This is a genomic window from Streptomyces globisporus C-1027 (genome assembly GCF_000261345.2).
GTDB lineage: Bacteria > Actinomycetota > Actinomycetes > Streptomycetales > Streptomycetaceae > Streptomyces > Streptomyces pakalii.
Genome location: NZ_CP013738.1, coordinates 6,461,756 through 6,486,885, shown reverse-complemented (window position 1 = coordinate 6,486,885; position 25,130 = coordinate 6,461,756). Strand labels below are relative to the sequence as shown.

Annotated in this window: 19 protein-coding genes; 7 read left to right on the top strand and 12 right to left on the bottom strand. The window is 71.5% G+C overall.

Annotated elements, in window-relative coordinates; all coding sequences use genetic code 11:
• Positions 1 to 5: 5 nt before the first annotated feature.
• Together WQO_RS28585 and WQO_RS28580 are read right to left on the bottom strand one after the other, a co-directional pair.
• Positions 6 to 1,046: a glutathione S-transferase family protein gene (locus tag WQO_RS28585; protein WP_010064279.1), complete on the bottom strand. Its 1,041-nt coding sequence runs from the start codon at positions 1,044 to 1,046 to the stop codon at positions 6 to 8.
• Positions 1,043 to 2,542 (bottom strand): MFS transporter, encoded by a 1,500-nt coding sequence (locus tag WQO_RS28580; RefSeq protein ID WP_010064280.1) that lies wholly within the window; start codon positions 2,540 to 2,542, stop codon positions 1,043 to 1,045. The genes WQO_RS28585 and WQO_RS28580 overlap by 4 nt, the downstream gene beginning before the upstream one ends.
• 129 nt (positions 2,543 to 2,671) lie before the next feature.
• Here WQO_RS28580 and WQO_RS28575 point away from each other — a divergent pair, with 129 nt between their 5' ends.
• From WQO_RS28575 to WQO_RS28565, 3 genes are all read left to right on the top strand, one after another.
• Positions 2,672 to 3,067, top strand: coding sequence for a VOC family protein (locus tag WQO_RS28575; protein ID WP_029182718.1), 396 nt, complete (start codon positions 2,672 to 2,674; stop codon positions 3,065 to 3,067).
• 193 nt (positions 3,068 to 3,260) lie between these two features.
• Positions 3,261 to 4,340, top strand: coding sequence for a glycoside hydrolase family 5 protein (locus tag WQO_RS28570; protein WP_010064283.1), 1,080 nt, complete (start codon positions 3,261 to 3,263; stop codon positions 4,338 to 4,340).
• A 173-nt stretch (positions 4,341 to 4,513) separates the two neighbouring features.
• The gene (locus WQO_RS28565) at positions 4,514 to 6,925 is read left to right on the top strand and encodes an endonuclease/exonuclease/phosphatase family protein (RefSeq protein WP_058954129.1); all 2,412 of its coding nucleotides are present in this window, start codon (positions 4,514 to 4,516) and stop codon (positions 6,923 to 6,925) included.
• 37 nt (positions 6,926 to 6,962) lie between these two features.
• Here WQO_RS28565 and WQO_RS28560 read toward each other — a convergent pair whose 3' ends face one another.
• Genes WQO_RS28560 through WQO_RS28550 form a run of 3 tightly spaced genes read right to left on the bottom strand, consistent with a single transcriptional unit; the run spans position 6,963 to position 9,404 of the window.
• Positions 6,963 to 7,886, bottom strand: a complete 924-nt coding sequence (locus WQO_RS28560; RefSeq protein ID WP_010064286.1) for an alpha/beta fold hydrolase — start codon at positions 7,884 to 7,886, stop codon at positions 6,963 to 6,965.
• Positions 7,887 to 7,908: 22 nt separating this feature from the next.
• On the bottom strand, positions 7,909 to 9,174 hold the full coding sequence (locus WQO_RS28555; RefSeq protein ID WP_010064287.1) for a beta-ketoacyl-[acyl-carrier-protein] synthase family protein: 1,266 nt from the start codon (positions 9,172 to 9,174) through the stop codon (positions 7,909 to 7,911).
• Positions 9,171 to 9,404 carry an acyl carrier protein gene (locus tag WQO_RS28550; protein ID WP_006128548.1) on the bottom strand — a complete coding sequence of 78 codons (234 nt, stop codon included), beginning with the start codon at positions 9,402 to 9,404 and terminating at the stop codon, positions 9,171 to 9,173. The genes WQO_RS28555 and WQO_RS28550 overlap by 4 nt, the downstream gene beginning before the upstream one ends.
• Before the next feature lie 264 nt (positions 9,405 to 9,668).
• Here WQO_RS28550 and WQO_RS28545 point away from each other — a divergent pair, with 264 nt between their 5' ends.
• The 4 genes from WQO_RS28545 (at position 9,669) to WQO_RS28530 (ending at position 13,275) form a co-directional block, all read left to right on the top strand.
• Positions 9,669 to 10,115 carry a nitroreductase family deazaflavin-dependent oxidoreductase gene (locus WQO_RS28545; protein ID WP_010064289.1) on the top strand — a complete coding sequence of 149 codons (447 nt, stop codon included), beginning with the start codon at positions 9,669 to 9,671 and terminating at the stop codon, positions 10,113 to 10,115.
• Between the two features lie 100 nt (positions 10,116 to 10,215).
• A complete protein-coding gene (locus tag WQO_RS28540; RefSeq protein WP_010064290.1) occupies positions 10,216 to 10,947 on the top strand; it encodes a nitroreductase family protein in 732 nt (243 codons plus the stop codon).
• Positions 10,948 to 11,181: 234 nt separating this feature from the next.
• Complete coding sequence (locus WQO_RS28535; protein ID WP_010064291.1) at positions 11,182 to 12,735, top strand: N-acetylmuramoyl-L-alanine amidase; 1,554 nt, start codon at positions 11,182 to 11,184, stop codon at positions 12,733 to 12,735.
• 165 nt (positions 12,736 to 12,900) lie between these two features.
• Positions 12,901 to 13,275, top strand: coding sequence for a hypothetical protein (locus WQO_RS28530; protein WP_010064292.1), 375 nt, complete (start codon positions 12,901 to 12,903; stop codon positions 13,273 to 13,275).
• 42 nt (positions 13,276 to 13,317) lie between these two features.
• Here WQO_RS28530 and WQO_RS28525 read toward each other — a convergent pair whose 3' ends face one another.
• The 7 genes from WQO_RS28525 to WQO_RS28495 all read right to left on the bottom strand — a co-directional run bounded on the left by WQO_RS28525 (position 13,318) and on the right by WQO_RS28495 (position 24,851).
• A complete protein-coding gene (locus tag WQO_RS28525; protein WP_010064293.1) occupies positions 13,318 to 13,989 on the bottom strand; it encodes a hypothetical protein in 672 nt (223 codons plus the stop codon).
• An 84-nt stretch (positions 13,990 to 14,073) separates the two neighbouring features.
• Positions 14,074 to 17,739, bottom strand: a complete 3,666-nt coding sequence (locus tag WQO_RS28520; protein WP_010064294.1) for a S8 family peptidase — start codon at positions 17,737 to 17,739, stop codon at positions 14,074 to 14,076.
• A 206-nt stretch (positions 17,740 to 17,945) separates the two neighbouring features.
• The gene (locus WQO_RS28515) at positions 17,946 to 19,088 is read right to left on the bottom strand and encodes an XdhC family protein (RefSeq protein WP_010064295.1); all 1,143 of its coding nucleotides are present in this window, start codon (positions 19,086 to 19,088) and stop codon (positions 17,946 to 17,948) included.
• 36 nt (positions 19,089 to 19,124) lie between these two features.
• Positions 19,125 to 20,582, bottom strand: a complete 1,458-nt coding sequence (locus WQO_RS28510; RefSeq protein ID WP_010064296.1) for an NCS2 family permease — start codon at positions 20,580 to 20,582, stop codon at positions 19,125 to 19,127.
• 329 nt (positions 20,583 to 20,911) lie between these two features.
• Positions 20,912 to 23,362, bottom strand: a complete 2,451-nt coding sequence (locus WQO_RS28505; protein WP_010064298.1) for a xanthine dehydrogenase family protein molybdopterin-binding subunit — start codon at positions 23,360 to 23,362, stop codon at positions 20,912 to 20,914.
• On the bottom strand, positions 23,359 to 23,958 hold the full coding sequence (locus WQO_RS28500) for a (2Fe-2S)-binding protein (RefSeq protein ID WP_010064299.1): 600 nt from the start codon (positions 23,956 to 23,958) through the stop codon (positions 23,359 to 23,361). Before WQO_RS28500 ends, WQO_RS28505 begins: the two co-directional genes overlap by 4 nt.
• A gap of 2 nt (positions 23,959 to 23,960) precedes the next feature.
• Positions 23,961 to 24,851 carry an FAD binding domain-containing protein gene (locus WQO_RS28495; protein ID WP_010064300.1) on the bottom strand — a complete coding sequence of 297 codons (891 nt, stop codon included), beginning with the start codon at positions 24,849 to 24,851 and terminating at the stop codon, positions 23,961 to 23,963.
• Between the last annotated feature and the right edge of the window lie 279 nt (positions 24,852 to 25,130).

Sequence of the window (25,130 nt, the reverse complement as noted above, 5' to 3'; positions counted from 1 at the left end):
CCGGGTCAGACGGCGTCCGGCGGGGTGACCCGCTCGCCCGACGGTACCGGGCCCGGGGGTGTGCCGTCGCCGAAGGGCCGCCCGCCGAGCTGTTCGCGGTGGTGCGGGGTGGTCCAGCCGGAGAGGTCGGGTCCTGCGGGGACGATGCCGGTCGGGTTGATGCCCGTGTGCACCTGGTAGTAGTGGCGCTTGATGTGGTCGAAGTCGACCGTGTCGCCGAATCCGGGCGTCTGGTAGAGGTCGCGGGCGTACGCCCACAGGACGGGGTCCTCGGTCAGCTTGTTCCGGTTGCACTTGAAGTGGCCGTGGTAGACGGGGTCGAAGCGGACCAGGGTGGTGAAGAGGCGGATGTCGGCCTCGGTGATGGTGTCGCCGACCAGGTAGCGGCGGTCGGCGAGGCGGGCGGAGACCTGGTCCAGGCGGGCGAAGAGGGCCTCGTACGCCTCCTCGTACTCCTGCTGCGAGCTGGCGAAACCGCACTTGTAGACGCCGTTGTTGATGTCCCGGTAGATGCCCTCCATCACCTCGTCGATCTCCGCGCGCAGCGGTGCGGGGTAGAGGTCGGGGGCGCCGGGGCGGTGCAGGGCGGTCCACTCGGTGGCGAGGTCGAGGGTGATCTGCTGGTAGTCGTTGGTGACGAGCTGCCCGCTCGGTACGTCCACGATCGCGGGCACGCTGACACCGCCGGGGTAGTCGCTCTCCCGGGCGTCGTAGGCCTCGCTGAGGTGGCGGATGCCGAGGACGGGGTCCTTGCCCTCCGGGTCGAGGGTGAAGCGCCAGCTGCGGTCGTCCTGGATCGGGTCGGCGACGGCGAGGGAGAGTGCGTCCTCCAGGCCGAGGAGCCGCCGGGAGACCAGGGCGCGGCTGGCCCAGGGACAGGCCCGGCTGACGGCGAGCCGGTAGCGGCCGGGTTCGACGGGCCATCCGTCACGGCCGTCCGCGGTGATGCGGTCGGCGAAGTGGCTCTTGGACCGCTTGAACGGCTTGTGGCCGTAGGAGTTGTTGCCGCTGGTCCCGGCGCTGTCGCCGGTGGTCGTGTCGTTCATGCCGTACTCCTCGATGCGTCGGTGTCCTGTCGCTCGTCACGTCGTCTGCCCCGTCGTCCGGCCCCGACATCTGCCACCGCCACGATCAGGGCGGCCAGCACGAAGGCGACGGAGACGATGAGCCCGTGGTCGTAGGCGTCGGCCCAGCCGTCCGGGCCGACCTGGGCGAAGAACACCGCGCCGACGGCGGCGATGCCGATCGCGGAGCCGACCCGCTGGCCGGTCTGCAGGGTGCCCCCGGCGCTGCCCGCCTGGTGGACGGGGACCTCCGCCAGCGTCAGGGTCTGGTTCGGGGCGATGACCAGACCGCTGCCGAGGCCGGCGAACAGCAGCGGGGCGGCCATGGCCCAGCCGGCGCCGGGGCCGGGGACCAGGTGGACGGCGAGGGCGGTGCCCGCGAGGCCGAGCGCGACCATGGCCAGGCCCGCCACCACCAGCGGGCGGCCGAAGCGGCCGACGAGCCGGCCACCGATGGACGCGGCGACGCCGGAGCCGAGGGCGAAGGGGGTGATGGCGAGTCCGGCCAGCAGGGCGGAGTAGCCGAGGCCGGACTGGAGGTAGAGGGTCGTGACGAAGAAGATCGAGGTGAACCCGGCGAAGTAGAGCAGGATCAGCAGGCAGCCCAGCCAGTAGGAGCGCAGCCGGAACAGCGACAGGTCCAGGACCGGCTGGACGCGTCCGCCCGTGCACCGCGACTCCCAGGCGACGAACCCCGTGAGCAGGGCGGCGGCCAGGAGCAGCAGCAGCCATTTCGTGTTGCCGGGCCACTGCTGGGCCTGGACGAACGGCAGCAGCAGGGCCAGGACCCCGGCGCCCAGGAGCAGCACGCCGAACGGGTCCAGGTCGCGGGGTCGGACCCGGGTCGCGGAGGGGGTGTCGGGCAGCAGCCGGTGGGCGAGCAGGAGGCAGACGACGCCGAGCGGGAGGTTGACGTAGAAGACCCAGCGCCAGCCGTGCTCGGGCCCGGCGGCCTGGATGAGGAGTCCGCCGAGCAGCGGGCCGACGGCCGTGGAGATGCCGACGACCGTGCCGAACATGCCGAAGGCCCGGCCGCGCTCGCGCCCGGAGAACATCTGCTGGATCAGGGCGGAGATCTGCGGGGAGATCAGACCGCCCGCGATGCCCTGCACCAGACGGGCGATCACCAGCCACAGGCTGGACTGGGCGGCGCCGCAGGCGGCGGAGGCCAGCGTGAAGAGGGCGAGTCCGGCCATGAAGACCGCCCGGCGGCCCCGTGCGTCGCCGAGGCGTCCGGCCGGGATGAGGAAGAGGCCGAAGGCGAGGGCGTAGCCGGAGAGCACCCATTGGAGGTCGGACTCGGGGGTGTTCAGGCCCTCCCGGATGGAGGGGAGGGCGACATTGACGATGGAGACGTCCAGCAGGGTCATGAAGCCCGCGACCAGGCAGACGGCGAGTGCCTGCCAACGCCGGGGGTCGGGGCCGTCCGGGGCGGCGTCGCCCCCGGTCGGCCCGGGCTGCGCCGCGCTCCGTGCCATGGTTCGCACCTTAGGTCGCCTGGGGTGTTTCCTCATCCGGGACGCGGCCGCACCGGTGGCCCGGATTCCGGTTTCCGGGACGGACCCCGGCACGGCGTGCCGGGGTCCGCCGGGGGTAGGGGTTCCCGCATGACTGTGGAGAAAACGAGCGTCCTCGTCCTTGACTGTGCCGAACCCATGGAGCTGGCCGAGTTCTACGCCGGTCTGCTCGGCGCGGAGACCCGGATCGGCACCGACCCCGACTTCGTCGAGATCGTCGGCAACGACGGCGTCCGGCTCGCGATCCGCCGCGACCACGGCTACGCCCCGCCGAGCTGGCCGCGTCCGGAGGACTCGCAGCAGGCGCATCTGCGGATCCTGGTGGCGCGGGAGGACATCGACGAGGCCGAGCGGGAGGCGATATCGCTCGGCGCCCGGCCCGTCGACACCGGTGAGAGCAACAGCGGGCCCCGGGACGTGCGGGTGTACGGGGATCCGGCGGGGCACTCGTTCTCGTTGGCGGTCTATCCGCTGCGGGAGGACTGAGCGGACCTCGGCGCACCGGCGCACCGGCACATCCAGGACGGACGCTTGGCGGAAGGGCCCCAACGGGCGCTTCCGCCAAGCGCGTTAATAGGAAGGAAAGTTTCCCACCACCGTTGACGCCAATTGGAAGGAAGCTTTACTTTCAGTTCTGCCGACATGGCGCCTCCCACCCCCCTCCGAAGGGAGCACCACCATGCACCAGCGCCCCACTCCCCCCACCGGCCCCACCGTCACGACCGGCCGCCGCAGAATGGCCCGCAAGGCCCTGCTCGCCGCGTCCGCGCTCGGTGTCGTCACCGCGCTGATGGCTCCCGTCCGCGCCGGAGCCGCACCGGCGCCCGCCGCTCCCACCGCCGCCACCCCGCTCGCCGCCAACGGGCAGCTCTCGGTCTGCGGCCGCCAGCTCTGCAACGCCTCCGGCCAGGCGGTCGCGCTCAACGGCATGAGCACGCACGGCACCCAGTGGTACGCCCAGTGCGTCACCGACGGCTCGCTCGACGCGCTCGCCCAGGACTGGCGCTCCGACGTACTGCGCGTCTCCACCTACGTACAGGAGGGCGGCTACGAGACGGACCCGGCCGGATTCACCGCCCGTGCGCAGAAGTTCGTCGACGCGGCGCACGCGCGCGGCATGTACGCGGTGATCGACTGGCACATGCTGACGCCGGGCGATCCGAACGCGAACCTGGCGCGGGCCAAGACCTTCTTCACGGCGATGGCGAAGAAGTACAAGAACCACCCGGGCGTGCTCTACGAGATCGCCAACGAACCCTCGGGGGTGAGCTGGTCGGCCATCAAGTCGTACGCCGAGCAGATCATCCCGGTGATCCGGGCCGAGGACCCCGACGCGGTCGTCCTGGTCGGCACGCGGGCCTGGTCGTCCTTCGGGGTGTCCGAGGGCTCCGACGAGTCCGAGGTGGTGAACAACCCCGTCAACGCCTCGAACATCATGTACACCTTCCACTTCTACGCGGCCTCGCACCGCGAGGAGTACCTCAACACCCTCGACCGGGCCTCCGACCGGCTGCCCGTTTTCGTCACGGAGTTCGGGACGCAGAACTACGCGGGCGAGGGCGCCAACGACTTCGCCATGTCGCAGCGCTACCTCGACCTGATGAAGCGCAAGAAGATCTCCTGGACCAACTGGAACTACTCCGACGACCACCGCTCAGGCGCCGTCTTCAAGACCGGCACCTGCAACGGCGGCACGTGGGCGGGGACCGGGGTCCTGAAGGAGGCCGGGGTCTGGATCCGCGACCGTATCCGCCAGTGACCGGGAACCCTCGCGACGCGCCCGGTCGCGGTCCTCTCCAGGACCGCGACCGGGCGTGTTGTTGTCACGATCACCATGGATACGCGGGGAATTAACCTCCAGCGCCTTGTCATGCCCCGTTCTACGCGCATAGCTTTTGCCCCTACTACTCAGTTCAGTTGGGGGCTCCTCCCGTGCAGATATACAGATCCGGTTCCGTCCTGCTGACCGGCGCCGTCGCCGTCGCTCTCGCGGTGACCGCCCTGCCCGCCGCCCAGGCGGCACCGTCGGCCACCGCCGTCATCTCCGAGGTGTACGGCGGCGGGGGCAACTCCGGCGCGACGCTGACCCGGGACTTCGTCGAGCTGGCCAACGCCGGCTCGGCGCCGTTCGAGGTCGGCGGCCTCAGCGTCCAGTACCTGCCGGGCACCCCGTCGGCCGGATCGCAGTGGCAGGTCTCCGAACTGTCCGGGTCGATCGCGCCCGGCGGCCGCTATCTGGTCGCGCAGGCCGCGGGCACCGGCGGTACGGTCGCGCTGCCCACCGCGGACGCCACCGGAACCGTCGCCATGGCGGCGGGCAGCGGCACCGTCGCCCTGGTCTCCGGGACGGCCCCGCTGACCTGCAAGTCGGCGGCGGACTGCGCGGCGGACACCCGGATCGTCGATCTGGTCGGGTACGGCTCCGCGGTCGTCCGGGAGGGCAGCGGCCCGGTCCCCGGCGCCTCGGCCAGCGCGTCCGTCGCGCGGGCCGCCTCGCTCGCCGACACCGACGACAACGCCGCCGACCTCACCGCGGGCGCGCCCACCCCGGTCAACGCCAAGGGCGAGACGTCCGGCGGCGGGCAGCCGCCGGAGGAGCCCGGCCCGACCGAGCCCGGCGACGTCCGGATCCACGACATCCAGGGCACCACCCGCGTCTCCCCGCTGGAGGGCACGGCGGTCACCGGCGTCCCGGGCATCGTCACGGGTGTCCGGAGCAGCGGCTCGCGCGGCTTCTGGATCCAGGACACGGCACCCGACAACGACCCGCGCACCGGCGAGGGCCTGTTCGTCTACACGGGCTCCACCGCACCGACCGTGAAGGCCGGGGACTCCGTCCTGGTCAGCGGCAAGGTCGCGGAGTACTACCCGGGCACCGGCACCCAGTCGCTCACCCAGATCACCGCGCCCCGCGTCACCGTGCTCTCCTCCGGCAACGCGCTGCCCGCCCCGGTCGTCCTCGACGCCCGCTCGGTGCCCGGCCGTTACGTGCCCTCGGCGGACGGCGGGGCGATCGACGCGCTCCCGCTGGACCCGGCCACGTACGCCCTGGATCTGTACGAGGCGCTGGAGGGCTCCCGGATCCAGATCGCCGACACCCGGGTGACCGGGGCGACGACCGCGTACGACGAGATCTGGGTGACGGTCAAGCCGAAGGAGAACCCGACCCGGCGCGGCGGCACGCTCTACTCCTCGTACGAGGACCAGAACACCGGCCGCCTCAAGGTGATGTCGCTGGACCCGGCGCAGCCGGTTCCGACGGCGAACGTGGGCGACGTGCTGAAGGGCCGTACCACCGGCGTACTCGACTACGCGAGCTACGGCGGCTACAACGTGCAGGCCACCGAGCTGGGCACGGTGGTCGACAACAAGCTGCGGCGCGAGGTGACCCGCAAGCAGAAGAAGGACGAGCTGGCGGTCGCCACGTACAACGTGGAGAACCTCGACGCGGGCGACGACCAGGCCAAGTTCGACACCCTGGCCGAGGGCGTCGCGGTCAACCTGTCCTCCCCCGACATCGTCTCGCTGGAGGAGATCCAGGACGACAACGGTGCGGTGAACGACGGCACGACGGGTTCCGAGGCGACACTGAAGCGGTTCACGGACGCGGTCGTGGCGAAGGGCGGGCCGCGCTACGCCTGGCGCTATATCGCTCCCGAGAACAACAAGGACGGCGGCGAGCCGGGCGGCAACATCCGCAACGTCTTCCTCTACAACCCCAAGCGGGTCTCCTTCACCGACCGGCCGGGCGGCGACGCCACCACGCCGGTGCGGGCCGTCGACACCTGGCTGGGCGTCAAGCTGTCCGCGTCCCCGGGCCGGATCAACCCGGCGAGCCCGGCGTGGGCGGACAGCCGCAAGCCGCTGGTGGGCGAGTTCGTCTTCCGGGGCAAGCCGGTCTTCGTCATCGGCAACCACTTCGCTTCCAAGGGCGGCGACCAGCCGCTGCACGGCCGTTACCAGGAGCCGACGCGGTCCTCGGAGACGAAGCGGATCCAGCAGGCCGCCGAGGTCAACACCTTCGTCACCTCGCTGCTGAAGGCGGACCGGTCGGCGCGGGTCGTCGCGCTCGGGGACTTCAACGACTTCGAGTTCTCCCCGACGATGAAGGCGCTGACCAAGGGCAAGGCGCTGAAGCCGCTGATCAGCACGCTGCCCGTCGGCGAGCGGTACAGCTATGTCTTCGACGGCAACTCGCAGACGCTGGACCACATCCTGACGAGCCCCGGCGTCCGCCGCCTCGACTACGACGTGGTGCACATCAACGCCGAGTTCGCGGACCAGGCGAGCGACCATGACCCGCAGGTGGTGCGGATCAAGGTCGGCGGCCTCTGGCCCTGGTAGGACGCGGGGCACACGGCCCCGGCCGGCGGACCGAAGCTCAGGTCCGCCCGGCCGGGGCCGTGGCCTGACGCGGCAGCACAACAGCGCCGGTCGCACGAGAAGTTGCGGCCACCGGCTCCTCCCGTCCGGTGAAGAACCCGGTGACCAGCGAGGCCACCTCCTCGGCCCGTTCCAGGACCACCCAGTGGTCGGACTCCCCGATCGTCAGGAACCGGCTCCCCTCGATCGTCGCGGCGAACTCCCGCTGCCGCTCGGGCGAGGTGACCGTGTCGTGCTCCCCCGCGAAGACCAGCGCCGGTACGCCGGTGAGCCCCCCGGTGAAGCCGGGCCGGTCGGCCAGCGCCCGGTGGAGCGAGTCCGCCGCGTGGGGCGAGTGGGTGAGCGCGTGGAGGAAGGAGCGCCGCACATAACGCCGGGCCAACTCCCGCCGGTATACCGGGCGTTCGGGGTCGAGGCACATCAGCGCGTCGGCCGCCGTGGCGGCGAAGCCCTCGCTGTCCCCGACGGCCAGTTGCCGCCGGGCCCGCTCCCAGCAGGCGACCTGGGCGGCGTCGATGTGGGCCGGCACTCCGCCGAGGGCGAGCCGGGCCACCCGGTCCGGATGGTGCTGGGCGAAGCCGAAGGCGATGGCGGTGCCGTAGGAGAAGCCGAAGACGTTGAGCCGGGGGGCGCCGAGGTCGTCGGCGATGCCGAGGACGGCGCGGCGCAGCAGATCGGCGCTGGGGCCTGGCGGGAGCGGGTCGGCGCCGCCCATGCCGGGCAGGTCGGCGGTGACCACGTCGGTGGCGGGGCCCAGGTGGTCGTCCATCTGGGGCCAGCCGAACATGCCCTGGAGCGCGCCGCCGAGAATGAGCGTCGGTTCGGTACGGGGGACGGCCCCGCCGCTCCGGTCGTACGGCAGGACGCGGTAGCCGTAGCGCACTCCGTCGGCCGACAGGGTCCGGATGATCTCCTCGGGCATGGGGTGCTGCGTTCCCTTCCGCTCAGGGCCTGGTGAGGACGAGTGCCGCGTTGTGCCCGCCGAAGCCGAGCGAGGTCTTGACGGCGCAGTCGAAGGAGGCGGCGCGGGCTTCCTTGGCGACCACCTCGATCGGGATCTGCGGGTCGGGTACGTCCAGGTTGACCGTCGGCGGGACCAGTTGGTGCTGGAGAGCGAGCACGGTGAGCGCGGTCTCGATACCGCCCGCCGCGCCGAGGGTGTGGCCGGTCATCGCCTTGGTGGAGGTCACCAGGGGGCTGTCGCCGAGGACGCGGCGCAGCATCGTCGCCTCGATCAGGTCGTTGGAAAGCGTCGAGGTGCCGTGGGCGTTGACGTGCCCGACGTCGTCCGGGGAGAGGCCGGCGTCGGCGAGCGCGGTGCGCAGGGCGCGTTCGATGCCGAGTCCTTCCGGGTCCGGGGCGACGGCGGAGTGGGCGTCGCTGGAGGCCCCGTAACCGTTCACGTGGGCACGGACGGTGGCGCCCCGGGCGCGGGCGTGCTCCGGGTGTTCCAGGACGAGCAGGCCCGCGCCCTCGCCGACGACGAAGCCGTCGCGGTGGGTGTCGAAGGGGCGGCAGGCGGCCGCGGGGTCCTCGCGGCGGGTGGAGACGGCCTTGAGGCTGCAGGCGCTGGCGATCAGGAGGCGGGTGCAGGTGGATTCCGCGCCGCCCGTGATGACGATGTCGCAGGCACCGGAGCGGAGCATCTGGTGGGCGGTGCCGATGGCGACGGTGCCGGAGGAGCAGGCGGTGGAGACGGCCTGGCTGGGTCCGTGGACGCCGAGGTCCAGGCTGACGCTGCTGGCCGCGCCGTTGACGACGCTGAGCGGGGCGAGCTTCGGGGAGACGCGGCGGGGGCCGCGCGCGGCGAGCGCGGCGGCCTGTTCGTCGTAGAAGGGCAGGCCGCCGTGGGCGGAGCCGATGACGACGCCGACGCGGCCGCTGTCCCAGACCGCCGGGGCGAGCCCGGCGTCGGCGACGGCCTCACGTGCGGCGATGACGGCGAGCTGGGCGAAGCGGTCCATCAGCCGCTGGGTGGCCACGCCGAGGACGGCCCCCGGGTCGCAGTCGGTGACGGAGTAGAAGAAGTCGCAGGGCAGACCGTCGAGTTCGGGCCGGGGTGCGGCGGACGGCGCGAGGCCCTCGGTGACGCCGTGCCAGGCGGCGGCCGTGCCCGTACCGGCCGAGGTGACCAGGCCGACGCCGGTGACGGCGGCGGCGAACGGGGCGAGCGGGGTCCGGCGGTAGGGGGCTGCGGCGGCCGCGCTCATGCCGTGACCTTCCCCTGCACGGCCTCGACGAGGCGGCCGACGGTGTCGCGCGAGGTGAGCGCGACGTCCTCCAGGTCCACGTCCAGCCGGTCCTCGATGTGCAGCCGCAGCTCCTCCAGGGCGAGGGAGTCCAGCCGCAGCCGGTGCAGCGGAACATCGGGGCGGATGGCCTCGGGGTCGGTTCCGAACTTCGTCACCAGCAGCGTGCTGATCTCTTCCGACGTGCTCATTCGGCTCTCCTGGGCTCGGTGACGCGGTGACGCCTGCCGCGTGGTGAGGGGAGGTGGGGGGAGGGGCCATCGGGGGACGCCGGCTGCTCCGGAAGGAACCTTTATACGCCTTCGCGGGCGGACCCCCGGCCCGCGTTCCCCCGTGCGGTGGGCGGCCTGTCCAGGTGTACGAATCCGGGGTGCGGTGACGAGGGAGGGTAGGGGACGGGGATGCCAGGATGGAGGCGCAGCCCGTACGGGGCGCCACGAGAGAAGGAGAAACCCATGACGGCCGAGCAGGACGGCAATGCGGAGGTCGCGCTGAGCCCCGCCGACTGGGTCGCCCGGCAGGCCGAGCTGTACGAGTCCTCCGGCGGCACGAAGGGCACGACCCAGCTCGGTGTCCCCTGCCTGCTGATGGACTACGTCGGTCGGCGCAGCGGGACGGTGCGGCGCACGGTGCTGATGTACGGGCGGGACGGCGAGGACTACCTGATCGTGGCGTCCAACGGCGGCTCGGACCGTCCGCCGCTGTGGTATCTGAACCTCCAGGCGAACCCGGAGGTCCAGCTGCGGGTGAACACCGAGCGGTTCGGGGCGGTCGCGGCGACGCTGCCGGCCGAGGAGAAGGCACGGGTCTGGCCGGGCCTGGTGGAGCTGTTCCCGCGCTACGGGGAGTACCAGGCGGGCACCGAGCGGGACATCCCGGTCGTGCGGCTGACACGGACCTGAGCCGGGGGCCCCGGAGGCGGGACGACGGATGCGGAGGCCGCGAAGTCCGGCTGCCGGGAGCCCTTCTGGCGCGCCGGTCGGAACCGTAAACTCCGCGATCATGACCATGGAAACGGTTCAGGCCGACCCGTCCGCCCTCGGCGGCCCTGCTCTCTTCGACACGATGTCCACGATGCGCGCCATGCGCCGGCTCAAGCCGGACGCGGTGCCGGACAAGACGATCGAGCAGCTCATACAGGCCGCCGTCTGGGGTCCCAGCGGCGGCAACATGCAGTGTTACGAGTACGTGGTGGTGACCGACCGCCAGGTGATGGCGCGGCTCGCTCCGCTGTGGAAGCGGTGCGTGGACGCGTATCTGGCGACGACCGGGAAGTACGCACCCGAGGGCATGGACGAGGCGGCGTACGGCCGGATGGTCGCGGCGATCGAATATCAGCGCGACCACTTCGCCGACACCCCGGTGCTGATCGTGCCGTGCTACCGGTTCCCGGAGCCGCGCCTGGACGAGGAGGGTCTCGCCGCGTCGGCGCGGGCGCTCGGTCCGGCGGGCACGGAGCACATGATGAACACGCAGACCCGGTTCCAGGCGCTGGCGGAGGGCTCCTGCGTCTATCCGGGGGTACAGAACCTGCTGCTGGCGGCCCGGGGGCTGGGGCTGGCGGCGAACATCACCATCTGGCATCTGATGCTGGAGCAGGAGTGGAAGAAGGAGCTGGGCATCCCGGAGGACATGGCGACGTTCGCCGCCGTCCCGGTGGGGTGGCCCGCGGGTAACTTCGGGCCCGTCCGGCGGCGTCCCGTGGCGGACGTCATCCACCGCGACCGCTGGTAGCCGCCGGGCCGCGTCAACCGGCGGCCGCACCCCTGTCGGGTGACGCTCGATGTCACCCGACAGGCTCAGCGGCCCGAGCAACTCCCTTCAGTTTGCAGGATGTTGCCAGCGGGATCGGCGGTGCACCCCTTTGTCATGTCCCATTCAGATCGATAGCCTGGCCGGGTTCGGCATTCCCTCTGGCCCACCCGGGCCCGAGGGCTTTTTACTTCCTCCCACAGAGCAGGAGCCCTCATGCGCCTACGCACCGCAGCCCGAACCCGGGCCCGCGCCTGTGCCGTGGCGGCCCTCACCGCCGCGGCCCTCCTCGCCACCGGGCAGCCGGCGAACGCCGCCCCGCTCGCGGACACGGCCGACCCGATGAACCGCGCCTTCGCCGAGGCGTCCCAGGAGTACGGCGTACCGCGCGATCTGCTGGCCGCCGTGGGCTACGGCGAGTCCCGGCTGAACGGACACGCGGGCAAGCCGAGCCAGGCGAACGGCTACGGCGTCATGCACCTGGCGAGCAACCCCACGAACCGTTCGCTGGAGAAGGCCGCCGAGCTGACCGGCGAGAGCGCGGCCCGGCTGCGACGGGACACGACGGCCAACATCCTCGGCGGCGCGGCCGTCCTGCGCGACCACGCCGACGCGCTGGGGCTGGACGCGGCCGAGCGCCGGGACGTGAACGCCTGGTATCCGGCGGTGGCCCGCTACAGCGCCGCCGACGGGCCGGCGGCCGCGCTCTACGCGGACGCGGTCTTCACCTTCCTCGCCGAGGGCGTGTCCGCGACGGTGACCGGCGGCGAGGAGGTGCTCGTGCCCTCCCGCCCGGTCGCCCCGGAAAAGGGCGAGGTGTCGGCGTCCGACGTCTACGCGCAGAGCGAGGACTACCCCTCGGCGCGCTGGGTGCCCGCCTACTCCGGGAACTTCGTCGTCGATCGCAAGGCGGCCGTCGAGAAGGTGGTCATCCACACCACCCAGGGGTCGTACGCCGGTTCCATCAGCTGGTACCAGAATCCGTCGTCGAAGGTCAGCGCGCACTACACGATCCGCTCGTCGGACGGCGAGGTCACCCAGTCGGTGCGGGAGAAGGACACCGCCTGGCACGCGGGCAGCGTCAACTCCTCGTCCGTGGGCATCGAGCACGAGGGCTACGTCGACGACCCCGCCTGGTACACGGAAGCGATGTACCGTTCGTCTGCCGCCCTGACGAAACACCTCGCGGCGCGGTACGCCATCCCGAAGGACCGGTCGCACATCATCGGGCACAGCGAGGCACCCGGCGCCACCCACACGGACCCCGGCCCCAACTGGGACTGGAACCACTACATGCAGCTCATCGACGGGGACCCGGGCAGCGGTGGCGACGCCCTGACCTTCCCCGTGTACACCACGCAGCAGTCCGGCTCCTCGGGCCCGCAGGTGGCCGCCGTCCAGACGCTGCTCACCGCGCAGAAGTACGACCCGGGCACGGTGGACGGCCTCTTCGGCGCCACCACCAAGAGCGCTGTCCAGGCGTTCCAGCGGGCCCGCTCCCTCGACGCGGACGGCACGGTCGGGCCGAAGACCTGGACGGCCCTGCTGTCGGCGGGCACGACGCCCCTGCTGAAGCAGGGCAGTTCGGGCGATGCGGTGAAGCGGCTCCAGCGCGCCCTGACGGCGGCGCTCGGCAAGACCGTGGGCGTCGACGGCAGCTTCGGCCCGACCACGGACACGGCGGTCCGCAGCTACCAGACCACCCGCAAGCTGGGCGTCGACGGCCAGGTGGGCCCGGCCACGTGGACGGCTCTGCAGAACGGCAAGTGAGTACGTCCCCGGGCGGTCCCTCCCCGAGCACGGAGGGGCCCGCCCGGGCCTGTACACGGACAAGACGCCACCGGGGAATGCCCGCCGGACCGTACGCGGACAAGATCCCGCCGGGGTGCCTGCCCGGGCCTGTCGGGTGCCGGACCGGCCCGGTAGCGTCGCCGCGTGTGCTTCTACGCGATGGTCCACTACAAGCTGCACTACGCCTGCGTCTCCTGCCGCGTCAGCTTCAAGCGGTTCCCCCTGGACAGCGGCGCCCCGCCATGCCCGAACTGCGGCCGTGGGCTCGTCTGCGCGGGGCACGACTTCGCTCCCCCGCCGCGCCGTGACACCGACGCCTGGAGCGCGGTGGCGGCGGTCCTGGGGGCGGGCCTGCGCTACGAGGGCCTGGAGCCGTGCGGCTGCGGCAAGCGGCCACGCTTCCGCCCGCGCACCGGCGCGGAGGTCCGGGCCCGCCTGGCCGTGGCTGCCCGGAACGGGGTGCCGGTGGCGGAGGCACTGGCCAGGCGGGATCCGGCGGTCCCGGAGGAGGACGACTGAACCCACGGCCACCGACAGGCCGGCCCCGAAGGGCTCACCGGCTCACTCGCCCGCGCCGGCCGGATACCCGATCTCCTTGATGTCCTTGGCCAGTTCGGCGGGAACTCGCTCCGGGTTGATCGCGGCGACGATCTCGTCCGTCAGCGGTCGCAGCGCGTAGACATGGCGTACGGCTTCGAGGTCGATGTCCACCTCGAAGTAGTCCTCGGCCCACTCCTGGTACGACTCGGGGGTCCCGATGACGAGGAGCTGGAAGAGCCAGTCGGCCCCGTCGGAGTCCTCCCCGTCCTCCGGGAACTCCACGGCCCCCGCCCGCCAGCGGTCGTCCCCGCTCTCGCGCCAGAGACAGGCGGTGACGACGGGCATGCCGAACTCGTCGCTGAACGACGGCTCGTCCACGTACCGGCGGAACACCTCGGGCACCTCGTCGAGCACCCCGGGCCAGGGCCCGTCGTCCACGTACGGGCTCATCGGCGACTCGTGGTCGAAACCGCGCGCGTAGGCGCCGTCGGCGGAGAAGACGATGGAGTACTCCCCGCCCTGCCCGTCCTGCATCGAGGCCATCGCCTCGGTCGGCGACCACTGCGCGTCGAAGCTGTGCCAGCGGTGGTCCCATTCCGGGGACAGGATCGCGTCGAGCATCGCCAGGGAACGGCAGAGTTCGGTGAGGGCGGATATGCCGGGCAGCCGACGGGCCACGTCGTGAACGCTCATGAGGCCATCCAACCGCACCCGCTGCGGGTTGGCGCACCTGGTCCCGCACTCCCGTCGCAGGGAGTGCGGGACCAGGTCAGGGGGTCACTTCAGGCCGAAGGCCCGGATGATCTCCTGGTCGACGACGAGGCCGCCGGGGCCCTCCGCGTGGGCCTTGAGCGAGACCGAGGTCGCGCCCTTCGACGGGGTGCGGAACTTCGCGGTCCACTCGCCGGTCCTCTTCCTGCGCAGCTCCAGCTTCGTCCAGCTCTTGCCGTCGTCGTAACTGACGGACAGGGACGCCTTGTCGGCCTTCGCCGCGCCCGGCAGCCATTCCTGGGTGCCGGAGGTGAGACCGATCTCCGTCGTACGGCCGGAGCGGACGTCACCCGCCAGGTCGGTGTCGACGGCGTAGTCCAGCTGGAGCAGCGGGATGTCGGCCTGGTGGGGGCCGGCCTCGTCCAGGGCGCCGGAGACGAAGCCCCACTCGGAGTGCGTACGGGTCGACGTCTTCCAGGTCTTCGCGTCGCGTGCCGAGTCGATGACCAGGCGGTAGGAGTGCTTCTCGGCGGAGAGGTCACCGATGTAACCCGCCCTGCCTGCGCCCTTCTTGAGCTCGGTGTCGCCCTGGTAGAAGGCGTACGAGGTGGTGTCGTACTCGTTCTCGGGCATCGAGCCGGAGTGACCGGCGCCGGCGTCCGTCCACGGGGTGATGTTGAACTGGAGGTCGTTGTCGACCGTGCGGAACGGGCCCCAGTAGCCGGTGCCCAGGCGGGGGCGGGTCACCGGGGCGAACCACTCGGCGCGGTAGTCCTGGCCCGCCCGGTAGTCCAGTTCGGCGCTGCGCATCTCATGGGCCCGGTCGGACTCCTCGGCGTTGAGGACCGAGTGGTTCTCGTACCAGAACGAGTCACCCGGCAGCGGATTGACCCATTCGGTGCGGACGTCCGGGAACTGCTCGTACTCCTCGAAGCCGAGGCCGGGACCGTAGTCAGGGATGTCGTAGCGGTAGCCGCCGCCGAGCGTCTTCCTGTGGCCGTAGAAGGTGTTCTCCACCTCCGCCAGCTGACGGGTCGAGGGTGCGAAGGCCAGCGAACGGTCAGGGATCGTGCCGTCGTGGCGGTCCACCAGGTCGTAGAGGTAGTCCGCGAACCTCTTCTGGTCGATCTCGACCTTCTTGCCTCGCTGCGCGGCCCGGATCAGGTCCTCACCCGCCGTCCTCCGGACCGAGGCGACCGGAATCGTCGTCTCCTCGCCCCACGGGGTGTAGCTCTCCATCGCCACGCCGCGCTCGTCGTTGACGACGAACAGCGCCTCGGCACCGGCGGCCAGGGCGGCCGCGAGACGCTCGGCGGGGGTGACATCCGCGCTGCGGGTGATCACGACGGCCTTGCCGCGCGCGTTCAGGCCCCTGTAGTCCGCCGGTGCGCCCTTGCCCGCGTACACCGCGTTCAGCTTCTGCTCGCGGTCCTCGGCGATCGCCGCGCCGCCCTGGACGTGGACCGGTACGTCACGGCCGTCGGCCTCGACGTCGATCAGCTCCTCGCCCTGCCGCCAGCGGGTCAGGAAGCTGAAGTCGCCCTCCTTCACCTTCTTGGTGGGGCTCGCCCACAACTGGTCGTAGGTGAGCGGTATCTGGTACGCGTCACGCTGGACCGTGCCGTCCGGTGCGGTGCGCGCCATGTCGTAGCGGAGCTGGCGGGTCTCGGTCTCCTTCGGGGTGCGCACGCTGACCTTGCGGGCCTTGGACGCGTCGAGGGTGACCGTGGTGGAGCCGGTGAGGATCGTCTCGGGGGCCGCGAGGAACGCGACGGCCTGGGAGTCGGGGCGGTCGCCGTCGACGTCCACGGAGGCCCAGGCGGTGTAGTTGCCGGGCGGCAGGCGCAGCGTGGTCTCGCCGCCGCTGATCTGGACGAGGCCGAGCTGCGGGTCGCCCAGTTCACCGAGGACGACCAGGCCGTCCATCGGCTTGCCCGACCGGTCGCGGAGCTTCAGCGTCAGATCGTGCAGCTCCCTCTCCTTGGTGAGCGCGAACCCGGTGTGCGCGACCGTCGTGCCCGCCGCGTCGGTGGCGACGACCTGGCCGGAGAAGGTCGTGTCGTTGGCGACCTTCTCCGGGTCCAGGGACAGCACCGCCTCGGCGGTGGAGCCCGCCGGGACGGTCAGCGTGTCGGTGGAGAGGGTGTAGGCCGCCTCGTCCGTGTCGGTGGCCAGGTTCAGCGTGACGTCCGCGTCACCCGTGTTGCGGTACGTGATCGTATGCTCGGCGACCTCGTCGGAGGGGCTGTGCGGCCAGGCGTAGGAGGCGACCTCGACCGAGCCGGTGGCCTCGATCGTGGTGTCGATCGCCGCCTTCACGTCGAGGCGGCCGGTGCCCTGCTGGTACGGGGTGTACGCGTCGAGCTTCTCGGACGAGGTCATCAGCGCGTCCTTGATGCGCTGGCCGGTCCAGTCGGGGTGACGCTGCTTCAGAATGGCGGCGGCTCCCGCGACATGAGGGGTGGCCATCGACGTACCGGACATCGACCGGTACATGCCCTCGGTGCCGGGGACGGACTGCGAGGCCGCGGCGTCGATGTCGACGCCGGGGGCCGACAGGTCGGGCTTCAGTCCGTGCGAGCGGACCAGCGGGCCCATCGAGGAGAAGTCGGCGCGGCCGTCCTGCTTGTCGACGGCGGCGATGGTGAGCGCCTGCTCCGCCGAGCCGGGCGAGCCGATCGTGCCCGCCCCGTACGCGTTGCCCGCCGCGATCACGAAGAGCGGACCGCCGTCCGCCGAAAGGGAGTTGACCGCCTGGGACATCGGGTCGGTGCCGTCGTCGGGCACCGGGGAGCCGAGGCTCATGGAGACGATGTCGGCCCCCTCGGCCTTCGCCCACTCCATGGCCTCGATGATCCCGGAGTCCGCGCCGGAGCCCTCGTCGCTGAGGACCTTGCCGACGAGCAGGTCGGCCGCCGGGGCGACGCCCTTGTTCGCGCCGTCGGACGCCGCGCCGGATCCGGCGATGGTGGAGGCGACGTGGGTGCCATGGCCGTTCTTGTCGTCGACCTCCTCGCCGGGAATGAAGCTGCGGGTGCCGACGAGGCGGTCCTTGACGTCCGGGTGGCCGGCGTCGATGCCGGTGTCCAGGACGGCGACCTTGGTGCCCTTGCCGTCGAAGCCCGCGGCCCACGCCTCGGGGGCCTTCACCTGCGGCACGGACTCGGCGAGCAGCGCCTCGGAGCGGCCGTCCAGCCAGAGCTTCGCGATCCCGCTGTCGAGCGAACGGGCGCCCGGGGTACGGGTGATGGCGTCCCAGAAGGTGCGCGCCCCGTCCTTGTCGGCGCTGAGCGCGGCCCCGTGGATGGAGGCGAGGGTGCGGACCTTCTTCGCTCCGCGCGGGGCGGCGGGCAGGGCCTTGGCGCGCGCGGGCGGATAGGTGGCGATGACCGGTATGGCGCCGGTGCCCTCGTCGTCGTAGCCCATCCTCACCAGGGCCGAGACGTTGAACAGCCGCCGGTCCAGGGTGCCCGCCGCGATCAGCGTGGTGGCCTCGTCGGGCAGCACGTACACGTCCTCGCCCGCCTGCTGGATGCGGACACCGCCGCTCGCACCGTCGGGTCGGTCCACGGTGACGGTGTCCCGGTCGCCGGGGCCGTCCACGTACCGCACGACGTCGCCGGTGACCAGGGTGACCGTGTGGCTCTCGGTGGTGACGTCCGAGCTCGGGGCACCGGGGCGCGGCACGGGGGCGGCGCCGGCGGTGCCCGCACCGGCGAAGGGGACCAGCATGCCGCCCAGGAGGGCCGCCGAGGTCGCCAGGAGCAGGGCTCTGCGTCCTGGGCGGGCGGATCTCGCCCGGCCGGGAACGGAGGAGGGGGAAGAAGTCATGCAGCTGATCTACCGGTAAAGCCGGGGCGACCGCTGCGTTCCGGGTGGGCGGGAAACCGCCGTGGCGGTAACCCGCCCGGGGTGGACGGGGTGTTGACGCCGCCGGTTCAGGCCACCGAGGCGAGCTGCTGTCCGCTGCTGTCGTGGTGGATGGGGGTGTGGGCCCCGGTGAGCGGTACGCCGCTGCCGCCGCGCCGGACCGCGACGATCTCGGCCGCGATGGACAGGGCCGTCTCCTCCGGCGTACGGGCGCCGAGGTCGAGGCCGATCGGCGAGTGCAGCCGGGCCAGTTCGCGGTCGGTGAGGCCGATTTCGCGCAGCCGGTCGTTGCGCTCCAGGTGGGTGCGGCGCGAGCCCATCGCGCCGACGTAGGCGACCGGGAGCCGGAGGGCCGCCTCCAGCAGCGGTACGTCGAACTTGGCGTCGTGGGTGAGGACGCAGAGCACGGTGCGGGCGTCGGTCTCGGTCCCGGCGAGGTAGCGGTGGGGCCATTCGACGACGATCTCGTCGGCCTCGGGGAAGCGGGCAGCGGTGGCGAAGACCGGGCGGGCGTCGCAGACGGTGACCCGGTAGCCGAGGAACTTCCCGGCGCGCACGAGGGCCGCCGCGAAGTCGATGGCACCGAAGACGATCATGCGGGGCGGCGGCACGCTGGACTCGACCAGCAGCTCGATGGGCCGGCCGCAGCGGGAGCCCTCCGCGCCGATGGCGAGCGGTCCGGTGCGGCCCGCGTCGAGCAGGGCCCGGGTCTCGGCGGCGGCGGTCCGGTCGAGCGCCGGGTGGCCGCCGAGCCCGCCCTCGTAACTCCCGTCGGGGCGGACCAGGAGCGGCAGGCCGAGCAGTTCCTCGGGGCCGTCCGTGACCCGGGCCAGTGCGGCCGCCGTCCCCTCGGCGGCGGCCGCGAGCGCGGCGGCGAACACCGGCCGGGCAGGGTCGTCCGCCCGGACCGGGGTCACCAGGATGTCGATGATGCCGCCACAGGTCAGGCCGACCGCGAAGGCGTCCTCGTCGCTGTAGCCGAAGCGCTCCCGGACGGGCCGACCGTCCTCCATGGCCTGTTGGCACAGTTCGTACACGGCCCCCTCCACGCATCCGCCGGAGACCGACCCGACGGCCGTGCCGTCGCGGTCGACGGCGAGGGCCGCGCCGGGCTGCCGGGGCGCGCTGCCGCCGACCGCCACCACGGTGGCGACGGCGAACTCGCGTCCCTGCGAGACCCACCGGTGCAGCTCTTCGGCGATGTCCAGCATGGCGTTATCTCCTTAAGCGGGAAGGGGGCCCGGGCGTCAGTGGACGCCCAGCCAGCTCTCGATCGGGTTGAGGGCGAAGAAGACGATGAAGATCACCGTCAGCCCCCACATGAAGGCCCCGACCTCGCGGGCCCGGCCCTGGGCGAGCTTGATGGCGGAGTAGGAGATGACACCCGCGGCGACACCGGTGGTGATGGTGTACGTGAAGGGCATCAGGACCACGGTCAGGAAGACCGGGATGGCGACGGATCGGTCGCCCCAGTCCACGTGCCGGGCGTTCTGCATCATCATCGCGCCGATGACGACGAGGGCGGCGGAGGCCACCTCGGTCGGCACGATCGCGGTGAGCGGGGTGAAGAAGAGGCAGGCGGCGAAGAAGAGGCCGGTGACGGCGGAGGCGAGCCCGGTCCGGGCCCCTTCACCGACGCCGGTGGCCGATTCGACGAAGACCGTCTGGCCGGAGCCGGAGGCGACACCGCCGATGACGCCGCCGGCGCCGTCGATGAACAGCGCCTTGGACAGGCCCGGCATACGGCCCTTGTCGTCGGCGAGCTTGGCTTCGGTGCCGACGCCGATGATGGTGGCCATCGCGTCGAAGAAGCCGGCCAGCACCAGGGTGAAGACGATCATGCCGACGGTCATCACGCCGACGTCGCCCCAGCCGCCGAACTCGACGTTCCCGAAGAGGGAGAAGTCCGGGGTGGAGACCGCACTGCCGTCCAGCTCGGGCGGGCCGCTGCTCCACGACTTGGGGTCGATGTCGACGATCACGTTGATGACGATCGCGACCAGTGTGCCGACGACGATGCCGATCAGGATCGCGCCGGGGATGTTGCGCGCCTGGAGCATGAAGATGAGCAGCAGGGTCACGCAGAAGATCAGAACGGGCCAGCCGGCGAGTTCACCGGCCGGGCCGAGGGTGACGGGGGTCGCCTCGCCCTGGTGGACGAATCCGGCCTTGTAGAGGCCGATGAGGGCGATGAAGAGCCCGATGCCCATGGTGATGCCGTGCTTGAGCGCGAGCGGGATCGCGTTCATGATCATCTCGCGGAGGCCGGTGACCACCAGGAGACAGATCACCACACCGTAGATCACACACATGCCCATGGCCTGCGGCCAGGTCATGTTGGGCGCGACCTGCGAGGCGAGCACACCGGAGACGCTGAGCCCGGCGGCGAGCGCCAGGGGCACCTTGCCGACGAAGCCCATGAGCAGGGTCGTCGCGGCCGCCGCCAGGGCGGTCGCGGTGATCAGGCCGGGCTGGCTGAGGAGGTTGCCGTTGACGTCCTCCCCGCCCAGGATCAGCGGGTTGAGCAGGAGGATGTACGCCATGGCCATGAAGGTCGTGACGCCGCCGCGCACCTCGCGCGCGACCGTGGATCCTCGTTCGGATATGTGGAAGTACCGGTCGAGCCATGATCTTCCGGCGGGGACGCGTGAGCCGGGGCCCGCACTTTCCGGACTGGTTTTCGGTTCCACTGACTGCTGGGTCATGATGCCTGACTCCCAAGGTTCACAGGGGCACCCGCTTGGAGATTCCTGAATGCGGGATTTGGGATGACTGCGTCGGCTGCACGACCCGGGGACGGCCGGGACGAACTGTTGAAGCAGAACGGATGTGCCGGCGGCACGGATGATCCGTGAGGCGCTGCCGTGCTCTTGGGCACGGCGGGGAAGAACCGCGAGCGGTGCGGTACTTGGGCCTCCGGGCGGTGTGGGGTGCGGAGAAGTGTGACGTTCTCGGCTGCGCACCGCCCGGAGAGATGGGGGGACCGCTCGGAGGCTGCCGGGTGACGACAGGTGAGAGGTCACCCGGCAGGCTCTCAGGTGGTGGTGAGGTGTTCGGGCCGCACCGGTGTCCTGTTGAGCTCAAGGCCCGTCGCGTTCCGGATCGCCGCGAGGACGGCCGGGGTGGACGACAGGGTGGGGGCCTCGCCGATACCGCGCAGCCCGTAGGGGGCGTGCTCGTCGGCGAGTTCGAGCACGTCGACCGGGATCGTCGGCGTGTCGAGGATCGTGGGGAGCAGGTAGTCCGTGAAGGAGGGGTTGCGCACCTTCGCGGTCTTCGGGTCGACGATGATCTCCTCCATCACCGCGACGCCCATGCCCTGGAGGGTGCCGCCCTGGATCTGGCCGAGCACGGAGAGCGGGTTGAGCGCCTTGCCGACGTCCTGGGCGCAGGCCAGTTCGATGACCTTGACCAGGCCGAGCTCGGTGTCGACCTCGACGACCGCGCGGTGGGCGGCGAAGGAGTACTGGACGTGGCCGTTGCCCTGCCCGGTACGGAGGTCGAAGGCCTCGGTGGGCCGGTGGCGCCACTCCAGCTCGATGTCGATGGCCTCGTCCTCCAGCACGTCGGCCAGGTCCGCGAGGACCTCGCCGCCGTCGGTGACGACCTTGCCGCCCTCCAGGAGGAGTTCGGCGGTGGCCCAGGCCGGGTGGTAGGTGCCGAACTTGGTGCGGCCCAGCTCCAGGACCTTCTCCCGTACGGCTTCGCAGGAGTTCTTGACCGCGCCGCCGGTGACGTACGTCTGACGGGAGGCGGAGGTGGAACCGGCGGAGCCGACACGGGTGTCGGCCGGGTGGATGGTGACCTGGTTGACACCGAGTTCGGTACGGGCGATCTGGGCGTGCACGGTGACGCCGCCCTGGCCGACCTCGGCCATCGCGGTGTGCACGGTCGCCACCGGCTCGCCGTTGATGACCTCCATCCGCACCCGGGCGGTGGAGTAGTCGTCGAAGCCCTCGGAGAAGCCGACGTTCTTCAGGCCGACCGCGTAGCCGACACCACGGACGACGCCTTCGCCGTGGGTGGTGTTGGAGAGGCCGCCGGGCAGGGCGCGCACGTCGACGGAGGTGCCGCCGGCACCGGCCGTCAGCCATTCCTGCTCGGGCGGCAGCGGGCGGGCCTTGACCCGGCGCAGCAGCTCGGCGACCGGGGCCGGCGAGTCGCAGGCCTGGCCGGTGGGCAGCAGGGTGCCCTGCTCCATGGCGTTGAGCTGCCGGAACTCCACCGGGTCCATGTCCAGCTTCGCGGCGAGCTTGTCCATCTGCGCCTCGTAGGCGAAGCACGCCTGGACGGCGCCGAAGCCGCGCATCGCGCCGCAGGGCGGGTTGTTGGTGTAGAGGGCGACCGCCTCGATGTCGACGTCCTCGATCTTGTACGGGCCGACCGAGAGCGAGGAGGCGTTGCCGACGACCGCCGGGGAGGCGGAGGCGTAGGCCCCGCCGTCCAGGACGATGCGGCACTTCATGTGCGTGAGCTTGCCGTCCTTGGTGGCGCCGTGCTCGTAGTGGAGCTTGGCCGGGTGCCGGTGGACGTGGCCGAAGAAGGACTCGAACCGGTTGTAGACGATCTTGACCGGCTTGCCGGTGCGGAGCGCCAGCAGGCAGGCGTGGATCTGCATCGAGATGTCCTCGCGGCCGCCGAAGGCCCCGCCGACGCCGGAGAGCGTCATGCGGACCTTGTCCTCGGGCAGGCCGAGGACGGGGGCGATCTGGCCGAGGTCCGAGTGCAGCCACTGGGTGGCGACGTACAGCTCGACGCCGCCGTCCTCGGAGGGCACCGCGAGCCCGGACTCGGGGCCGAGGAAGGCCTGGTCCTGCATGCCGAAGACGTACTCGCCCGTGACGATGACGTCGGCGCGCTTGGCGGCCTCGTCGGCGTCGCCGCGGATGATCGGCTGGCGGTGCACGATGTTGGGGTGCGGGACGTGGCCGATGTGGTGGTCGTCCCGGCCCTCGTGGACGAGTACGGCGTCGGGGGCGGTCGCCGAGGCCTCGTCGGTGATGAGCGGCAGCTCGCGGTACTCGATCTTGATCTTGGCGGCGGCGCGGCGGGCCGTCTCCGGGTGGTCGGCGGCCACGATGGCGACCGGCTCACCGTGGTGGCGGACCTTGCCGTTCGCGAGAACCGGGGTGTCCTGGATCTCCAGGCCGTAGTTCTTCATCGCGGCGGGCAGGTCGTCGTACGTCATCACCGCGTAGACGCCGGAGGTGGCGAGCGCCTCGGAGGTGTCGATGGAGACGATCTCCGCGTGGGCGACGGTGGAGCGCAGGGTCTGGCCCCACAGCATGTCCTCGTGCCACATGTCGGAGGAGTACGCGAACTCGCCGGTGACCTTGAGGGTGCCGTCGGGGCGGAGCGTGGACTCGCCGATGCCGCCCTTGGTGGGCGACCCCTGGGTGATCTTGGTCGGGGTGCCGGACGGTGTGCTCTGGGCCTTCGGCATCGTGGCCGCGGGGCGCGTGGTGGCTTCGGGGCGCGTCGTCATGACTGGACCGCCTCTCCCTGGCGGGCGGCCGCGAGGCGGACCGCGTCGAGGATCTTCTCGTAACCGGTGCAGCGGCAGAGGTTGCCGGAGAGCGCCTCGCGGATGTCCTGGTCGGACGGGGAGGGGGTGTTCTCCAGCAGCTCGTCGGCGGCGACCAGCAGGCCGGGGGTGCAGAAGCCGCACTGGACGGCTCCGGCGTCGATGAACGCCTGCTGGATCGGGGCCAGTTCGACGGCCTCGCCGGTCTGGCCGTCGGTGGGCCGGGCCTGCCAGCGCTTGGCGGAGTCGAGGGTGGTGCCGCAGGCGCCGGAGGCGCAGCCGCCGCCGGGGTGGGCGTCCTCGCGGTGCTTGGCGTAGTCGGCGAGACCCTCGACGGTGACGACCTCGCGGCCCTCGACCTGTCCGGCGGCCACCAGGCACGCGCAGACCGGGACGCCGTCCAGACGGACGGTGCAGGAACCGCACTCGCCCTGCTCGCAGGCGTTCTTGGAGCCGGGCAGGCCCATGCGCTCACGCAGGACATAGAGGAGGGACTCGCCCTCCCAGACGTCGTCGGCTTCCTGCTGACGGCCGTTGACCGTGAAATTGACTCGCATGGTTACGCAGCTCCTTCCAGCGTGCGGCCCGCGCCGCGGTACTGCTCCCAGGTCCAGCCGAGCGTGCGGCGGGCCATGATGCCGACCGCGTGCCTGCGGTACTTCGCCGTGCCGCGCACGTCGTCGATCGGGTTGCAGGCGCCGGACGCGAGGGCGGCGAACTGCTTGGCGATCGCGGGGGTGATGATCTTTCCGTTCTCCCAGAAACCGCCCTCTTCGAGCGCGGCGTTCAGGAAGTCCTCCGCCTCCTTGGCCCGGATGGGCGTCGGGGCGGCGGAGCCGATGCCGGTGCGCACGGTGCGGGTCTCGGGGTGCAGGGCGATCCCGAACGCGCAGACCGCGATGACCATGGCGTTACGGGTGCCGACCTTGGAGTACTGCTGCGGTCCGTCGGCCTTCTTGATGTGCACGGCGCGGATCAGCTCGTCCGGCTCCAGGGCGTTGCGCTTGACGCCTGTGTAGAAAGCGTCGATGGGAATCAGCCGCGTGCCGCGAACGGATTCGGCCTCGACCTCGCAGTCGGCGGCGAGCAGGGCGGGGTGCGCGTCACCGGCCGGCGAGGCGGTGCCGAGGTTGCCGCCGACACCCCCGCGGTTGCGGATCTGCGGCGAGGCGACCGTGTGCGAGGCCAGCGCCAGGCCGGGCAGCTCGGCGCGCAGGTGGTCCATGATGCTGCTGTACGGCACGGAGGCGCCGAGCCGCACCTTCTCCTGGCCCACCTCCCACTCGGACAGCTCACCGATGCGGTTCAGGTCCAGGAGGTACTCGGGCCGCCGGTGGTCGAAGTTGATCTCGACCATCACATCGGTGCCGCCCGCGATGGGCACAGCCGTGGGGTGCTCGGCCTTGGCGGCGAGCGCCTCCTCCCAGCTGGCGGGGCGAAGGAAGTCCATGAGTGGCTCTCTTCTTCTCAATCGGTCGTTCGCCGGGGCCGGGGACGGCCTGCCTCGACTGGCTCGTTCATGTGGTGTTCACGTGGTGTGTGGCCCAGTACACAAGCCCGGCCCCGGCGGGTGCAGTCACCGAAACACTGAAGGAGTTGGCTGGTCTCCGTCCTCGTCTTGTAGATTCGAACGAATGACGGGGATCGGTAACCTCACCGCAATTCACAGATACCCCGTCCGCCCCACCGCTCCTCCCACCCCACGACCTCCTTCACCCACTTCCCCCTC

What these genes read in the sequence shown, in the direction of transcription:
- WQO_RS28585 (WP_010064279.1), bottom strand. Translation starts at nt 1,046, where the DNA reads ATGAACGACACGACCACCGGCGACAGCGCCGGGACCAGCGGCAACAAC.
- WQO_RS28580 (WP_010064280.1), bottom strand. Translation starts at nt 2,542, where the DNA reads ATGGCACGGAGCGCGGCGCAGCCCGGGCCGACCGGGGGCGACGCCGCC.
- WQO_RS28575 (WP_029182718.1), top strand. Translation starts at nt 2,672, where the DNA reads ATGACTGTGGAGAAAACGAGCGTCCTCGTCCTTGACTGTGCCGAACCC.
- WQO_RS28570 (WP_010064283.1), top strand. Translation starts at nt 3,261, where the DNA reads ATGCACCAGCGCCCCACTCCCCCCACCGGCCCCACCGTCACGACCGGC.
- WQO_RS28560 (WP_010064286.1), bottom strand. Translation starts at nt 7,886, where the DNA reads ATGCCCGAGGAGATCATCCGGACCCTGTCGGCCGACGGAGTGCGCTAC.
- WQO_RS28555 (WP_010064287.1), bottom strand. Translation starts at nt 9,174, where the DNA reads ATGAGCGCGGCCGCCGCAGCCCCCTACCGCCGGACCCCGCTCGCCCCG.
- WQO_RS28550 (WP_006128548.1), bottom strand. Translation starts at nt 9,404, where the DNA reads ATGAGCACGTCGGAAGAGATCAGCACGCTGCTGGTGACGAAGTTCGGA.
- WQO_RS28545 (WP_010064289.1), top strand. Translation starts at nt 9,669, where the DNA reads ATGACGGCCGAGCAGGACGGCAATGCGGAGGTCGCGCTGAGCCCCGCC.
- WQO_RS28540 (WP_010064290.1), top strand. Translation starts at nt 10,216, where the DNA reads ATGACCATGGAAACGGTTCAGGCCGACCCGTCCGCCCTCGGCGGCCCT.
- WQO_RS28535 (WP_010064291.1), top strand. Translation starts at nt 11,182, where the DNA reads ATGCGCCTACGCACCGCAGCCCGAACCCGGGCCCGCGCCTGTGCCGTG.
- WQO_RS28525 (WP_010064293.1), bottom strand. Translation starts at nt 13,989, where the DNA reads ATGAGCGTTCACGACGTGGCCCGTCGGCTGCCCGGCATATCCGCCCTC.
- WQO_RS28520 (WP_010064294.1), bottom strand. Translation starts at nt 17,739, where the DNA reads ATGCTGGTCCCCTTCGCCGGTGCGGGCACCGCCGGCGCCGCCCCCGTG.
- WQO_RS28515 (WP_010064295.1), bottom strand. Translation starts at nt 19,088, where the DNA reads ATGCTGGACATCGCCGAAGAGCTGCACCGGTGGGTCTCGCAGGGACGC.
- WQO_RS28510 (WP_010064296.1), bottom strand. Translation starts at nt 20,582, where the DNA reads ATGACCCAGCAGTCAGTGGAACCGAAAACCAGTCCGGAAAGTGCGGGC.
- WQO_RS28505 (WP_010064298.1), bottom strand. Translation starts at nt 23,362, where the DNA reads ATGACGACGCGCCCCGAAGCCACCACGCGCCCCGCGGCCACGATGCCG.
- WQO_RS28500 (WP_010064299.1), bottom strand. Translation starts at nt 23,958, where the DNA reads ATGCGAGTCAATTTCACGGTCAACGGCCGTCAGCAGGAAGCCGACGAC.
- WQO_RS28495 (WP_010064300.1), bottom strand. Translation starts at nt 24,851, where the DNA reads ATGGACTTCCTTCGCCCCGCCAGCTGGGAGGAGGCGCTCGCCGCCAAG.